12 protein-coding genes are annotated in these 13,192 nt (G+C 69.2%); 11 read left to right on the forward strand and 1 reads right to left on the reverse strand.

From position 1 onward, the window contains the following. The first annotated feature begins 5 nt into the window (after positions 1 to 5). Positions 6 to 2,501: a phenylalanine--tRNA ligase subunit beta gene (gene pheT, locus ACLM5J_RS12475; protein ID WP_413656733.1), complete on the forward strand. Its 2,496-nt coding sequence runs from the start codon at positions 6 to 8 to the stop codon at positions 2,499 to 2,501. A 4-nt stretch (positions 2,502 to 2,505) separates the two neighbouring features. On the opposite strand, the gene ACLM5J_RS12480 is transcribed toward pheT, so the two are convergent. After that, positions 2,506 to 3,315 (reverse strand): maleylpyruvate isomerase family mycothiol-dependent enzyme, encoded by an 810-nt coding sequence (locus tag ACLM5J_RS12480; protein WP_413656734.1) that lies wholly within the window; start codon positions 3,313 to 3,315, stop codon positions 2,506 to 2,508. Between the two features lie 71 nt (positions 3,316 to 3,386). On the opposite strand from ACLM5J_RS12480, the gene argC reads away from it, so the two are divergent. The 10 genes from argC to tyrS all read left to right on the forward strand — a co-directional run bounded on the left by argC (position 3,387) and on the right by tyrS (position 12,951). After that, entirely contained in the window at positions 3,387 to 4,427 is a 1,041-nt protein-coding gene (gene argC / locus ACLM5J_RS12485) for an N-acetyl-gamma-glutamyl-phosphate reductase (protein ID WP_413656735.1), read from the forward strand. Continuing rightward, positions 4,424 to 4,837 (forward strand): ACT domain-containing protein, encoded by a 414-nt coding sequence (locus ACLM5J_RS12490; RefSeq protein WP_413656736.1) that lies wholly within the window; start codon positions 4,424 to 4,426, stop codon positions 4,835 to 4,837. Before argC ends, ACLM5J_RS12490 begins: the two co-directional genes overlap by 4 nt. Beyond that, positions 4,834 to 5,985: a bifunctional glutamate N-acetyltransferase/amino-acid acetyltransferase ArgJ gene (gene argJ, locus ACLM5J_RS12495; protein WP_413656737.1), complete on the forward strand. Its 1,152-nt coding sequence runs from the start codon at positions 4,834 to 4,836 to the stop codon at positions 5,983 to 5,985. Before ACLM5J_RS12490 ends, argJ begins: the two co-directional genes overlap by 4 nt. After that, positions 5,982 to 6,923 (forward strand): acetylglutamate kinase, encoded by a 942-nt coding sequence (gene argB / locus ACLM5J_RS12500; RefSeq protein ID WP_413656738.1) that lies wholly within the window; start codon positions 5,982 to 5,984, stop codon positions 6,921 to 6,923. The genes argJ and argB overlap by 4 nt, the downstream gene beginning before the upstream one ends. Then, positions 6,920 to 8,104 (forward strand): acetylornithine transaminase, encoded by a 1,185-nt coding sequence (locus tag ACLM5J_RS12505; protein ID WP_413656739.1) that lies wholly within the window; start codon positions 6,920 to 6,922, stop codon positions 8,102 to 8,104. Before argB ends, ACLM5J_RS12505 begins: the two co-directional genes overlap by 4 nt. Next, on the forward strand, positions 8,104 to 9,027 hold the full coding sequence (gene argF, locus ACLM5J_RS12510) for an ornithine carbamoyltransferase (protein WP_413656740.1): 924 nt from the start codon (positions 8,104 to 8,106) through the stop codon (positions 9,025 to 9,027). The genes ACLM5J_RS12505 and argF overlap by 1 nt, the downstream gene beginning before the upstream one ends. A gap of 13 nt (positions 9,028 to 9,040) precedes the next feature. After that, positions 9,041 to 9,568: an arginine repressor gene (locus tag ACLM5J_RS12515; RefSeq protein WP_413656741.1), complete on the forward strand. Its 528-nt coding sequence runs from the start codon at positions 9,041 to 9,043 to the stop codon at positions 9,566 to 9,568. Beyond that, on the forward strand, positions 9,543 to 11,012 hold the full coding sequence (argH, locus tag ACLM5J_RS12520; RefSeq protein ID WP_413656742.1) for an argininosuccinate lyase: 1,470 nt from the start codon (positions 9,543 to 9,545) through the stop codon (positions 11,010 to 11,012). The genes ACLM5J_RS12515 and argH overlap by 26 nt, the downstream gene beginning before the upstream one ends. Then, entirely contained in the window at positions 10,996 to 11,604 is a 609-nt protein-coding gene (locus tag ACLM5J_RS12525) for a DNA-3-methyladenine glycosylase (RefSeq protein ID WP_413656743.1), read from the forward strand. Before argH ends, ACLM5J_RS12525 begins: the two co-directional genes overlap by 17 nt. A 75-nt stretch (positions 11,605 to 11,679) precedes the next feature. Then, on the forward strand, positions 11,680 to 12,951 hold the full coding sequence (tyrS, locus tag ACLM5J_RS12530; protein ID WP_413656744.1) for a tyrosine--tRNA ligase: 1,272 nt from the start codon (positions 11,680 to 11,682) through the stop codon (positions 12,949 to 12,951). Positions 12,952 to 13,192: the final 241 nt, after the last annotated feature.

A 13,192-nucleotide genomic window follows, 5' to 3' on the forward strand; every position in this document is an offset into this window, starting at 1 on the left:
CAACGATGAAGACCGCACTCTCCTGGATCAAGGAGTACGTAGACGTCCCCGTGGAGGTCACCACCGAGGAGCTGACCCGTCGGCTCACCATGACCGGCCTCAAGCTGGAGGCGATCACCAGCCCCGGCGCGGAGATCACCGGTCCGCTGGTGATCGGCACCGTCCTCACCCAGGACAAGGAGCCGCAGAAGAACGGCAAGGTGATCAACTGGTGCACCGTCGACGTCGGCGACGCCAACGGCACCGGTGAGCCGCAGGGGATCATCTGTGGTGCACACAACTTCGGCCCCGGCGACAAGGTCGTGGTCGTGCTGCCCGGCGGCGTGCTGCCCGGTGGCTTCGCGATCTCGGAGCGGAAGACCTACGGGCACCTCTCGGCGGGAATGATCTGCTCGGCCGCCGAGCTCGGCCTCGACGGCACCGTCTGGGACGCCGGCGACGGCATCATCGTGCTCGACCCGGACGCCGGCGAGCCCGGCACCGACGTGCGCTCGATCCTCGGCCTGGACGAGGAGATCATCGAGTTCGAGGTCAACCCGGACCGTGCCTACGGCCTGAGCCTGCGCGGGATCGCCCGCGATGTGCTGGTCTCGGTCGACGGCGCGACCAACTACCGCGACCCGGCGCTGCGCGAGACGCCGGCGGCGAACGGTTCGGGCCATCCGGTCCGGGTCGAGGACGCCACCGGCTGCCCGGTCTTCGTGGCGCGTACCGTCACGGGCTTCGACCCGACCGCACCGACCCCCGGTTTCATCGCCGCGCGGATCTCCAGCGCCGGGATGCGTTCGGTCTCGCTGGCCGTCGACATCACCAACTACGTGATGCTGGAGACCGGCCGTCCGATCCACGGCTACGACGCCGACAAGGTGCAGGGTGCTCTGGTCGTCCGCCGCGCGGTGGCGGGGGAGAAGCTGACCACGCTCGACGGCACCGCTCGTGCGTTGAGCACCGAGGACCTGGTCGTCGTCGACGACTCCGGGATCATCGGGCTCGGTGGTGTGATGGGCGGCGAGACCACGGAGATGGGCGAAGCCACCACGTCGATCCTCATCGAAGCCGCGCACTGGGACGCCGTCTCGATGTTCCGTACCGGTAAGCGCCACAAGATCTCGTCGGAGGCCGGAAAGCGCAACGAGCGCGGCGTCGACCCGACGATCTGCGAGGCCGCGGCCGACCGGGTCGTCGAACTCCTCCTCGCGCACGGCGGCGGGACCGCCGGCGAGGGGGTGACCGTGGTCGGCACGCCGCCCGTGATCGCGCCGATCACGGTCGCCGGTGACAAGGCCGCCAAGGTCTCCGGCATGGAGATCTCCGAGGAGACCGCCATCGAGGCGCTGCGTGCCGTCGGCTGCGAGGTCACCGGCTCCGGTCAGCTCTCCGTGACGCCGCCGCCGTGGCGCCCGGACATGACCGACCCGCAGGACACCACCGAAGAGGTGATCCGGCTCGTCGGTTACGACAAGGTGCCGTCGGTGCTACCGGTCCCACCCGCCGGGCGCGGCCTCACCGTCGCCCAGCAGTTGCGCCGTCGTTTCGGCCGGACCATCGCGGGCGAGGGTTTCGTCGAGGTGATCACCTTCCCGTTCGTCGGCGCCGCCGACTTCGACGTGCTCGGTATCCCTGCCGACGACGAGCGCCGCAACGCGCTCCGTCTGGAGAACCCGCTGAGTAGTGAAGCTCCGCTGATGACCACCACGGTCCTGCCGGGCCTGCTGCGGACGGCGGCGCGCAACGTCGGTTACGGCAACGGTTCGTTCGGCATCTTCGAGACGGCGTCGGTGACGCTGCCGACCGGTGGCGCAGCCCCGATCCTGCCGGTCGACCGTCGGCCGAGCGATGAGGAGTTCGCCGCCCTGAACGCCGCGATCCCGCACCAGCCACTGCGGTTGGCGCTGGTCGCTGTGGGCGAGGCCGAGCTCTCCGGCTGGTGGGGCGAGGGGCGCCAGGTCAGCTGGTCCGATGCTGTCGACGCGGTCCGTGCGGTCGCCGACTCGGTCGGTCTCGCGGTCTCGGCCCGGGGCGTCGAGTACGCACCGTGGCACCCGGGCCGCTGCGCGGAGCTGAGTGTGGCCGGCGTGGTCATCGGTCACGCCGGTGAACTGCACCCGAAGGTCTGCACCGCGCTCGGCCTGCCGCGCGGAAGCGTCGCCGCCGAGATCGATCTGGATGTGCTGATCGAGAACGCCGTGCTGTTGCGCCCGGCCTCGGTGGTCTCCACCCAGCCGGTCGCGAAGGAGGACGTCGCCCTGGTCGTCGACGACGAGACCCCGGCGATCGCGGTCGAGGAGGCGCTGCGCGAGGGCGCGGGTGAGCTGCTGGAGTCGATCCGGCTCTTCGACGTCTTCACCGGCGAGCAGGTGGGCGAGGGCAAGAAGTCGCTCGCCTTCGCGCTCCGGTTCCGGGCCGCCGATCGCACCCTCAAGGAGGGCGAGGCAGGCGCTGCCCGCGACGCAGCGGTCGCGTTGGCGACCGAGCGGACCGGAGCCGTCCAGCGGGCCTAGCGGCTCAGTCCAACGGTTGGGCGAGCACGGCGCGGAAGCGCTCGACCGCCTCGGTGTCGCCGGTGAGGGAGAGTGCTGACTCATCGGACCGGTGCCACAGCCAGGAGTCGATGTCGGCGGCCCGGCCAGCGAGAACCGCGCTGGCCGGGCCGCCGTCGTTCGTTTCGGTGGCCATCGCGATGTCGTCCTCATCGTGCTCGACGCCGTCCGGACTCACCCCGGTGAACCGGCCGAGCTGGACCAGAAGCTCGTGGCCGGTGTCGGTCAGCTCCACCCGGACCGTGTGTGGCGCAGGGGTGAAGGTGCCCCACTCGGGTGCGCCGGCGAACATCACCGCCAGCGCTTCGTGGACACCGTCTGCGCTGAGCTGCGGATCGAGGGTGCCGGCCTTCCCCGTGGTCTGTTCGGCGTCGAGACGGTGGATCAGCGCCTCGTGAGCCTGGCGGCGCAGGATGAAGCCGACGGTCTGATCGTCGGCCCAGGTCCAGGCGGCGTCCGTGGGCGCCGCGGTCGCCAGGGCATCCTGGAGCTCGGCGGACGATGCGTCGAAGAAGGCGAGCAGCCCGGCGCGGTCCTTGGCGAAGTCGGGCTCGCCCCAGCCCGTCTCCGGATCGGGTGCCGTCGGCCGGCGGCGCAGGGTCTGCGCCCAGAACCACTGCACCTCGCCGAGGTGGAGCAGGAGGTCATCACTGTTCCAGTCGGGGCAGGACGGGACCGAGGCCGACGGATCGGCGTCGGCCAGGACCTCGCGGAAGCGGGCGGAGTCGGCCTTGATGTGGGCTAGGTAGGCTTCAGGAGTGAGGCTGGTGTCCATGGCTCGACGTTAGTCCGAACGCCCGACACGCGATACCGCGAGTGCGAGATCATGCAAAGCTCTGTATAGTCATGCATATGACGACGAGGTACTCCGTAGCGGTTGCCGGTGCGAGTGGATATGCCGGGGGCGAAGTCCTGCGGCTCCTGCTCGGGCACCCGGAAGTAGAGATCGGCGCGCTCACCGGCGGGTCCAACGCAGGGGAGAAGCTTGGCGTCCTGCAGCCGCACCTGGTGCCGCTCGCGGAGCGGGTCCTGGCGCCGACCGACCTGGAGAACCTGGCCGGACACGACGTCGTCTTCCTCGGCCTGCCGCACGGCCAGTCGGCCGCGATCGCCGAACAACTCGGCGACGACGTCGTGGTCATCGACTGTGGCGCGGACTTCCGGCTCACCGACGCCGCAGCGTGGGAGAAGTTCTACGGCAGCCCGCATGCCGGCTCCTGGCCCTACGGCCTCCCCGAGCTGCTCGGCCAGCGGGCCAAGCTCAGCGGCGCCCGGCGGATCGCCGTCCCGGGGTGCTACCCGACGATCTCGACCCTCGCCGCTGCCCCGGCGGTGACCGCCGGCATCGTCGAGCCCGACATCGTGGTGGTCGCCGCCTCCGGCACCAGCGGTGCCGGTAAGGCGGCCAAGACCAACCTGCTCGGCAGTGAAGTGATGGGCAACGCCAGCGCCTACGGCGTCGGCGGAGTCCACCGGCACACGCCCGAGATCGTGCAGAACCTGATCGCCGCCGGCGGTCAGGGCGTCAAGGTCAGCTTCACGCCGCTTCTGGTGCCGATGCCGCGCGGCATCCTCGCTACCGTGAGCGCCCCGCTCGCCTCGCCGATCAGCACCGAGGAGGCGTACGAGATCTACCGGGCCGCCTACGCGGACGAGCCGTTCATCCACCTGTTGCCTGCCGGCCAGTGGCCGCAGACGAAATCGGTGACCGGCTCCAACGCTGTGCACCTGCAGGTCGCCGTCGACGAGACCGCGAACCGGTTGGTCATCGTCGGCGCCGTCGACAACCTTGCCAAGGGCACCGCCGGTGCCGCCGTCCAATGCATGAACCTGGCTCTCGGAATCGACGAGAAGACCGGCCTTTCCACCGTGGGAGTCGCACCATGAGCACGCTGTCGCAGTACCCCGAGAAGCTGGCCATCGTCCGGTTCGGACCGGGTGCCGAGATCCCTGCCTGGGCGGAGTCGGCGAGCCTCTTCGGCATCATCGCCACCGCCAAGGAGACAGCGGTCATCTGCGCCACCCGCTCGGTGCCGAACAAGGTGGTCAGTCTCAAGCCGCTGACCGGTTTCCTGATCGAGGGTCAGCGTGACGTCGACGACGCCACGACCCTCGTGGACCTGTTGAACCCGCTGGCCGAGGCCGGTATCCCGGCGCGCGTGGTGACCACCTACTCCAACGAATGGCTGCTGGTGCCGCAGAGCAAGGCTGAGGCAGCGGTGGAGGAATGGCGACGACGAGGGCACACCGTAGCCCCCGCCGTTCCCGTCACTCCCTCCCGAAAGGGCACTTCATGAGCATCACCGCACCAGCCGGCTTCATCGCCGCCGGCGTCGCCGCCGGCCTCAAGTCGACCGGCGCCAAGGATCTCGCTCTGGTCGTCAACCAGGGTCCGACCTTCGACGCCGCCAACGTCTTCACCGCCAACCGGTGCAAGGCCAACCCCGTCCTGTGGAGCCAGGAGGTCGCCAAGGACGGCGTGGTCCGTGCCGTCGTGCTGAACTCCGGTGGCGCCAACTGCTACACCGGCGCCGAAGGTTTCCAGACCACGCACGCCGTCGCCGAGAAGGTGGCCGAGAAGGTCGGCGTGGGCGCGATCGACGTCGTCGTCTGCTCGACCGGCCTGATCGGCCTGGCCAACTCGCGTGACGACCTGCTCGCCGGTGTCGAGGCAGCTGCCGCCTCGCTCGCCGCAGAAGGCGGCGGGGACGCCGCTGCCGCGATCATGACCACCGACACGGTGAGCAAGCAGGTCGTTGTCGAAGGAGCCGGCTGGAAGATCGGCGGGATGGCCAAGGGCGCCGGCATGCTGGCGCCGGCGCTGGCCACGATGCTGGTCGTGATCACCACCGACGCTGTGGTGCCTGCCGCCGACCTGGACACGGCGCTGCGCGCTGCGACTCGGGTCAGCTTCGATCGGCTCGACTCCGACGGCTGCATGTCGACCAACGACACGGTCACCCTGCTGGCCAGCGGCGCCAGCGGGATCACGCCGCCACTCGCCGACTTCACCGAGGCGCTGACCCAGGTCTGCACCGATCTGGCCATGCAGTTGCTCAAGGACGCCGAGGGCGCCGATCACGAGATCGCGATCACCGTGCTCAATGCGGTCAGCGAGGACGAGGCCGTCGAGGTGGGCCGGAGCGTCGCCCGGTCCAACCTGTTCAAGGCAGCCGTCTTCGGCAAGGACCCGAACTGGGGCCGGGTGCTGGCCAGTGTCGGGACCACCCAGGCCGCCTTCGACCCGGCCAACCTCGACGTCGCGATGAACGGGGTCTGGGTCTGCCGCAACTCCACGCCCGACGAGGACCCAGCACTGGTGGATCTCACCGCCAGGGAGGTCTCGGTGACGATCGACCTCAAGGCAGGTACCGAGCGTGCCACCGTCTGGACCAACGACCTCACCCACGCCTACGTCCACGAGAACAGTGCCTACTCCTCATGACTACCTATAACGGTCCCGACCCCGCGAAGGCTGCCGTCCTGGCCGAGGCGTTGCCCTGGCTGATGCAGTACCACGGTCAGATCATCGTGGTGAAGTACGGCGGCAACGCGATGACCGACGACTCCTTGAAGAAGGCGTTCGCCGAAGATATCGCCTTCCTCCGTTACGCCGGTTTCAAGCCGGTCGTGGTCCACGGCGGCGGTCCGCAGATCTCACAGATGCTCGACAAGCTCGGCATCGAGTCCGAGTTCCGCGGCGGTCTCCGGGTCACCACACCCGAAGCGATGGACGTCGTCCGGATGGTCCTGGTCGGCCAGGTCCAGCGTGAGCTGGTCGGCCTGATCAACCAGCACGGTCACATCGCGGTCGGCCTCTCCGGCGAGGACGCGGGCCTCTTCACGGCGGAACCCGCCAGCACGATCGTCGACGGCGAAGAGGTCGACCTCGGCCTGGTCGGCGAGGTCGCCCGGGTCCGGCCCGAAGCTGTCCTGGACCTGGTCGAGGCCGGCCGGATCCCGGTTATCTCCAGCGTCGCCCCCGATACCGAAGGCACCGTTTACAACGTCAACGCCGACACCGCTGCCGCTGCCCTGGCGGTGGCGTTGGGCGCCGCCAAACTCCTCGTCCTCACCGATGTCGAAGGCCTCTACCGGGACTGGCCGCACAGCGACGACGTGATCCAGGAGATCAGCCCTGAGTCGCTCGCGGCGCTGATGCCCTCGCTGGCGTCGGGCATGGTGCCGAAGATGGCCGCCTGTCTGAAGGCGGTCACCGAGGGAGTGCCGAAGGCGACCGTCGTCGACGGCCGTCAGGCCCATGCCGTGTTGTTGGAGATCTTCACCGCGGAAGGTGTCGGCACCCAGGTGCTGCCTGGCGTGGAGACCAAGCTCCGTAAGGCGCGCACCGCCGCGCACGACAAGTCCGGAGGGACCGCATGAGCACCTGGCAGGAGCGTTACAGCGCCTCGGTGATGAACACCTTCGGCGTGCCCAAGCTGATGCTCGCGCGCGGCGTGGGTGCCCATGTCTGGGACACCGATGGCCGTGAGTACATCGACCTGCTCGGCGGGATCGCGGTGAACGCACTCGGCCACGGCCACCCGGCACTCGTCAACGCCGTCACCGAGCAGCTGAACACGCTGGGTCACGTCTCGAACCTCTTCGCCAGCCAGCCGCAGGTCGCATTGGCGGAGCGGTTGGTCGCCCTGCTGGGCACCGATGCACGGGTCTTCTTCTCCAACTCGGGCACCGAGGCCAATGAGGCTGCCTTCAAGGTCACCCGGCGGACCGGCCGCACCAAGATCGTGGCCACCGAGGACGCCTTCCACGGCCGAACGATGGGCGCTCTGGCGTTGACCGCCACCGAGGCCTACCGGACGCCCTTCGAGCCGTTGCCCGGCGACGTCGTCTGGGTGCCGTTCGGTGATGCCGACGCCTTGGCTGCTGCGGTCGACGACCAGACCGCCGCCGTCATCGTCGAGCCGGTCCAAGGCGAGGCCGGTGTCAATGTGGCACCCCGCGACTACCTGCTCCGGATCCGCGAGATCACCCAGCAGCACGGTGCCTTGATGTGGCTCGATGAGATCCAGACCGGGATCGGACGCACCGGTACCTGGTTCGCGCACCAGAACCCCGCCCTCTTCGACGGCGACGTGGTGCCGGACCTGATCACCCTCGCCAAGGGTCTTGGTGGCGGTGTGCCGATCGGTGCCACCCTCGCCACCGGCGCGGCGGCAGCCCTGCTGGTGCCGGGCAATCACGGCACCACCTTCGGCGGCAACCCCCTGGCGACCGCGGCGGCGCTTGCGGTGCTCGACACCATCGAGGGTGACGACCTGCTCACCCACGCTGAGGAGGTCGGTGCCTTGCTGCGCAAGGGGCTGGCTGCCGAGCCGCGGGTCACGGAGGTCCGGGGGAGCGGCCTGATGATCGGCCTCACCCTGGCCGACAGCGTGGACACCACGAAGATTCTCGACGCTGCTTTCGCTGCTGGCTTCATCATCAACGTGCCTCGGGCCTCTCGGATCAGGCTGGTGCCGCCGCTCGTGCTGACGGTGGACGACGCAGAGAAGTTCTTGGCTGCTTTCCCGGCCATCCTCGACGCGGCGGAGGCCTCCTGATGACCCGGCATTTCCTGGCAGACGACGACTTCACGCCGGTGGAGCAGGCGGAGGTCCTGGCCCTCGCCGCACGGATGAAGGCGGCGCCGTTCGCGGCCAAGCCCCTCGAGGGCCCGGTCACCGTGGCGATGATCTTCGACAAGCCGACCCTGCGCACGCAGGCCTCCTTCGCCGCGGGCATCGCGGAACTCGGCGGCCACCCGACGCTGGTCGACGGGGCACTGGCCGGGATCGGCAAGCGCGAGTCGGTGGCGGACGTGGCGCGGGTGCTCGGACGCCAAGCGGGCCAGATCGTCTGGCGTACCTACGCGCAGCGCGCGATCGAGGAGATGGCGGCCCACTCCGGCGTCCCGGTGATCAATGCGCTCACCGACGAGTTCCACCCCTGCCAGCTCCTCGCCGACCTGCTGACCATCACCGAGCACAAGGGCACGCTGGCCGGATTGAAGGCGGTCTTCCTCGGCGACGCTGCCTGCAATATGGGCAACTCCTGGGCGCTGGCCGGAGCCTCGGCCGGGATGCACGTGGTGCTCAGTGGGCCGTTGGGCTATCAGCCCGAGGAGTCGATGGTTGAGCGGGCGCGGGCGATCGCGGTCGTCACCGGCGGTTCGGTGAGCATCGAGGTCGACCCGCGCGCCGCGGTCGCTGACGCCGACGTGGTGATCACCGACACCTGGGTCTCGATGGGCAAGGAGGACGAGTCCGCGGCACGCCTTGCGGATCTGGCCCCCTATCAGCTCAACGCGGAGCTCCTCGCCGTCGCGAAGGACGACGCCATCGTGATGCACTGCCTGCCGGCCTATCGTGGCAAGGAGATCACCGCAGAGGTTCTCGACGGCCCGCGCAGCGTGATCTGGGACGAGGCCGAGAACCGTCGTCACGCGCAGAAGGCCGTGATGGCCTGGCTGCAGGATCGACGATGAGCAGGCGCCCGCGATGAACGACCAAGCGTTGACGCCGCTGACCAAGAACGCGCGCCAGCAGATGGTGATCGAGCTGCTGGAACACGGTGAGGTCAAGAGCCAGGTCGAGCTCGCCGAGCTGTTGGCCGCCCGTGGCCTTCAGGTCACGCAGGCCACGCTCTCGCGCGACCTGCTGGAGCTGGACGCCGTCAAGGTGCGCAGCGCCTCCGGTTCGCTGGTCTACGCGGTCCCCGGTGAAGGTGGCGACCGCACCCCGACCCCGGTCCGCGAGAGCGGTGCGGCCCAGGCTCGGCTGAGCCGGCTCTGCGGCGAACTGCTGGTCAGCGCTGAGGCGAGTGCGAACCTGGTGGTGCTCCGTACTCCGCCCGGTGCCGCGCAGTTCTTGGCGAGCGCTTTCGACCGCGCCGAGATCGGCGACGTGCTGGGCACCATCGCGGGCGACGACACCGTCCTGGTGATCGGGCGCGACCCCCTTGGCGGCGAGGAACTGGCCCGCCGCTTCACCGCTTTGGCCAATGGGGCCGAGCGGAACGACTCCTGAGTTTGAGAGAGTGCGACACGTGAGCGACGCAGGAACCACGAATACCGGAAAGCTGTGGGGCGGACGGTTCGCAGGCGGCCCGAGCCCTGAGCTCGATGCGCTGTCGCGGTCCACCCACTTCGACTGGCGGCTGACGCCGTACGACCTGGCTGGATCGGCCGCCCATGCGCGGGCGCTGCACACCGCCGGTCTACTCAGCGACGCAGACCACACCGAACTGCAGCGCGGGCTGACCGTGCTGGGCGAGCGGTTCGCCGCCGGCGACCTGCACCCCGACCCGAGCGACGAGGATGTGCATGGCGCTCTGGAGCGTCTGCTCCTCGACGAGGTGGGCACCGACGTCGGCGGTCGGCTCCGCGCCGGGCGTTCCCGCAACGACCAGGTCGCCACCCTCTTCAAGGCGTTCCTGCGCGACCACGGCCGCACCATCACGGTTCAGGTACTGGACCTGGTGGACGCGATCGCCGATCAGGCGACGGCACTCGGCGATGCCGTGATGCCGGGTCGCACCCACCTCCAGCACGCCCAGCCGGTCCTGGTCGCCCACCACCTGATGGCCCACGCCTGGCCGCTGCTGCGTGACGTGGCTCGGTTGGCCGACTGGGACGCACGGGTAGCGGCCGAGTCGCCCTACGGCTCCGGCGCCCTGGCCGGCTCCACCCTCGGTCTGGACCCGGAGCAGGTCGCCGCCGACCTCGGGTTCAGTGGCTCGGTGGCCAACTCCATCGACGGGACCGCTGCGCGCGACTTCGTCGCCGAGTTCGCCTTCGTGACGTCGATGATCGGCGTCGACGTCAGCCGGCTGGCCGAGGAGGTCATCCTCTGGACGACCCGGGAGTTCGACTTCGCCACGCTGCACGACTCGTGGTCGACGGGCTCCAGCATCATGCCGCAGAAGAAGAACCCCGACATCGCGGAACTGGCACGCGGGAAGGCGGGGCGTCTGATCGGGAACCTCTCCGGTCTGCTGGCCACCTTGAAGGGGCTCCCGCTGGCCTACAACCGGGACCTGCAGGAGGACAAGGAGCCGGTCTTCGACTCGGTCGACACCTTGGAGGTACTGCTGCCCGCCTTCACCGGCATGGTCGCCACGTTGACGTTCAACACCGAGCGGATGGCCGAGTTGGCGCCGCAGGGGTTCTCGCTGGCCACCGACATCGCGGAGTGGCTGGTACGGGAGGGTGTTCCGTTCCGGATCGCCCACGAGGTCGCGGGCGCCTGCGTCCGGGCGTGTGAGCAGCGGGGGATCGAGCTCCACGAGCTCAGCGACGCCGAGTTCGCCGAGATCTCCGAGCACCTGACGCCGCAGGTCCGCGAGGTGCTCACAGTCGAAGGCTCGGTAGCCGCGCGCACGGGTCGTGGCGGGACCGCACCGGTCCGCGTCGCCGAGCAGTTGGGCGAGCTCCGCGCGACGGTGGCGAGCCACCGTGGTCGGCTCGGCTGACTTCGACTTCCTGAGCCGTGGCGCTGTCGAGGCAGCGCCACGGTTGCTTGGTTGTCTGCTGGTCCACGACACCGCTGACGGGACGGTGGCGCTCCGGATCACGGAGGTCGAGGCCTACGCCGGCACCGACGATCCGGCGTCGCACTCCTTCCGGGGACCCCGGCCCAGCAACCTGGTCATGTTCGGACCGCCCGGCCATCTCTACGTCTACCGTTCGCACGGCATCCACTGGTGCGGCAACGTGGTCGCCGACCTGGACGGCGTCGCTTCGGGTCTGTTGCTCCGCGCCGGCGAGATCGTCGAGGGCCGCGACATCGCCCAGCGCCGCCGTGGCGAACGGGTCACCGAGCGCGACCTCGCCCGTGGCCCCGGTCGCTTGGGCCAAGCGCTCGGGATCACCGGCGCCGATGGCGGTACCCCGTTGACCACCGGCGGTCCGCTCCGTCTTGAGCTGGGCACCCCGGTGCGCCCGACCCGGGTACGGCGCGGCCCGCGGGTCGGCGTCTCCCGTGCTGCCGACGTCCCCTGGCGGTTCTGGATCGACGCCGAACCTTCGGTCTCCGCCTACCGCCGCAGCCCTCGAGCCGAGTAACCGGTTGCTCATGGTGGTGGGGGATGCGGCAGGCTAGGACTCGAACATCCTGTTCATTCATCGAAAGGTAGAACGTTGTCTGTCGACCCCACCCTCCTCGACGACCTCGAGTGGCGCGGCCTGATCGCCCACTCGACGGACCTCGACGCCCTGCGCGACGAGCTCTCCGCGGGGAGCGTCAAGTTCTATGTGGGCTTCGACCCGACGGCGCCGAGCCTGCACATGGGCCACCTGGTCCAGATCCTCACCGCGCGTCGGCTGCAGTTGGCCGGCCACACGCCGTACGCCCTGGTCGGTGGCGCCACCGGCAGCATCGGTGACCCCAAGGAGTCCGGCGAGCGCGTGATGAACTCGCTCGAGACGGTGGGGGAGTGGACCGCGCGGGTCCGGGCCCAGATCGAGCCGTTCCTCTCCTTCGAGGGAGAGAACGCCGCCACGATGGTGAACAACTACGACTGGACCGCCTCGATGTCGGCGATCGACTTCCTGCGCGACGTCGGAAAGCACTTCCCGGTCAACCGGATGCTGGCCCGCGACGTCGTGAAGTCGCGGCTCGAATCCGGTATCAGCTTCACCGAGTTCGCCTACGTGCTGCTCCAGTCCAACGACTTCCTGACGTTGTTCCGCGAGCATGAGGTCCGTCTGCAGTTCGGGGGCTCGGACCAGTGGGGCAACCTCACGGCCGGTGTCGACCTGATCCGGCGTTCGCTCGGCGGCAAGGCCCACGCGATCGCCACGCCATTGCTGACCAAGTCCGATGGCACCAAGTACGGCAAGACCGAGGGCGGCGCACTGTGGCTCGACCCCGAGTTGCTCTCGCCGTACGCCTTCTACCAGTTCTGGCTCAACGTCGAGGACGAGAAGGTCGGCGAGTTGCTCCGCGTCTTCACCTTCCTGTCGCGCGCCGAGATTGAGGAGCTGGAGGAGCAGACCCGGGAGAAGCCGTTCCTACGCGCTGGTCAGAAGACTCTCGCTGAGCAGGTGACCACCCTGGTCCACGGTGCCGAGGAGACCGAGCGGATCAAGGCGGCGTCGGCCGCACTCTTCGGTGGCGGCGACATGCACGCGCTCAGCGCCGACACCTTGGGCGCCGCGCTCCGGGAAGCGGGCTCTGCGTCGTACGACAAGTCGGAGCCGACGCCGGACATCGTGGCCCTCCTGGTGCTGAGCGGTCTGGCCAGCAGCAACGGCGAGGCGCGACGCACCATCAAGGAGGGTGGCGCCTACCTGAACAACCAGCGCATCGAGGACCCGGAGTTCGTGCCATCCGAGGTGGACCTCATCGGTGGCAGCTGGCTGGTGTTGCGCCGTGGCAAGAAGAAGTTCGCCGGCGTCGAGGCCCGCTGACAGCGGCTCGACAAGCGTGGATCTGGACCACCCGCACCCCGGATTTGTCAACGGGGTGCGGGTGGTCTAATGTTTTCTCTGTCGCCGCGAGCGGCAGAGAGGTACGGCCCCCAAGGGGTGTGGATCGCTCAGCTCGCAGGTGGCCGGGTCGAAGCCGAGAACCCCGGTTTGGAAACAAAACGGAGTTCGGGTAAGTTTGGTCAGGTTGCGCCGAGGGAACTTCGCCGGTTTGGTGGGGGGA

Origin of the sequence: Nocardioides sp. Bht2, assembly GCF_047308515.1 — a bacterium.
In the GTDB taxonomy this organism is placed as follows: domain Bacteria; phylum Actinomycetota; class Actinomycetes; order Propionibacteriales; family Nocardioidaceae; genus Nocardioides.

Bases quoted from the DNA above. Each gene is read 5' to 3' on its own strand.
- pheT (WP_413656733.1), top strand. From the start codon at position 6: ATGAAGACCGCACTCTCCTGGATCAAGGAGTACGTAGACGTCCCCGTG.
- ACLM5J_RS12480 (WP_413656734.1), bottom strand. From the start codon at position 3,315: ATGGACACCAGCCTCACTCCTGAAGCCTACCTAGCCCACATCAAGGCC.
- argC (WP_413656735.1), top strand. From the start codon at position 3,387: ATGCATATGACGACGAGGTACTCCGTAGCGGTTGCCGGTGCGAGTGGA.
- ACLM5J_RS12490 (WP_413656736.1), top strand. From the start codon at position 4,424: ATGAGCACGCTGTCGCAGTACCCCGAGAAGCTGGCCATCGTCCGGTTC.
- argJ (WP_413656737.1), top strand. From the start codon at position 4,834: ATGAGCATCACCGCACCAGCCGGCTTCATCGCCGCCGGCGTCGCCGCC.
- argB (WP_413656738.1), top strand. From the start codon at position 5,982: ATGACTACCTATAACGGTCCCGACCCCGCGAAGGCTGCCGTCCTGGCC.
- ACLM5J_RS12505 (WP_413656739.1), top strand. From the start codon at position 6,920: ATGAGCACCTGGCAGGAGCGTTACAGCGCCTCGGTGATGAACACCTTC.
- argF (WP_413656740.1), top strand. From the start codon at position 8,104: ATGACCCGGCATTTCCTGGCAGACGACGACTTCACGCCGGTGGAGCAG.
- ACLM5J_RS12515 (WP_413656741.1), top strand. From the start codon at position 9,041: ATGAACGACCAAGCGTTGACGCCGCTGACCAAGAACGCGCGCCAGCAG.
- argH (WP_413656742.1), top strand. From the start codon at position 9,543: ATGGGGCCGAGCGGAACGACTCCTGAGTTTGAGAGAGTGCGACACGTG.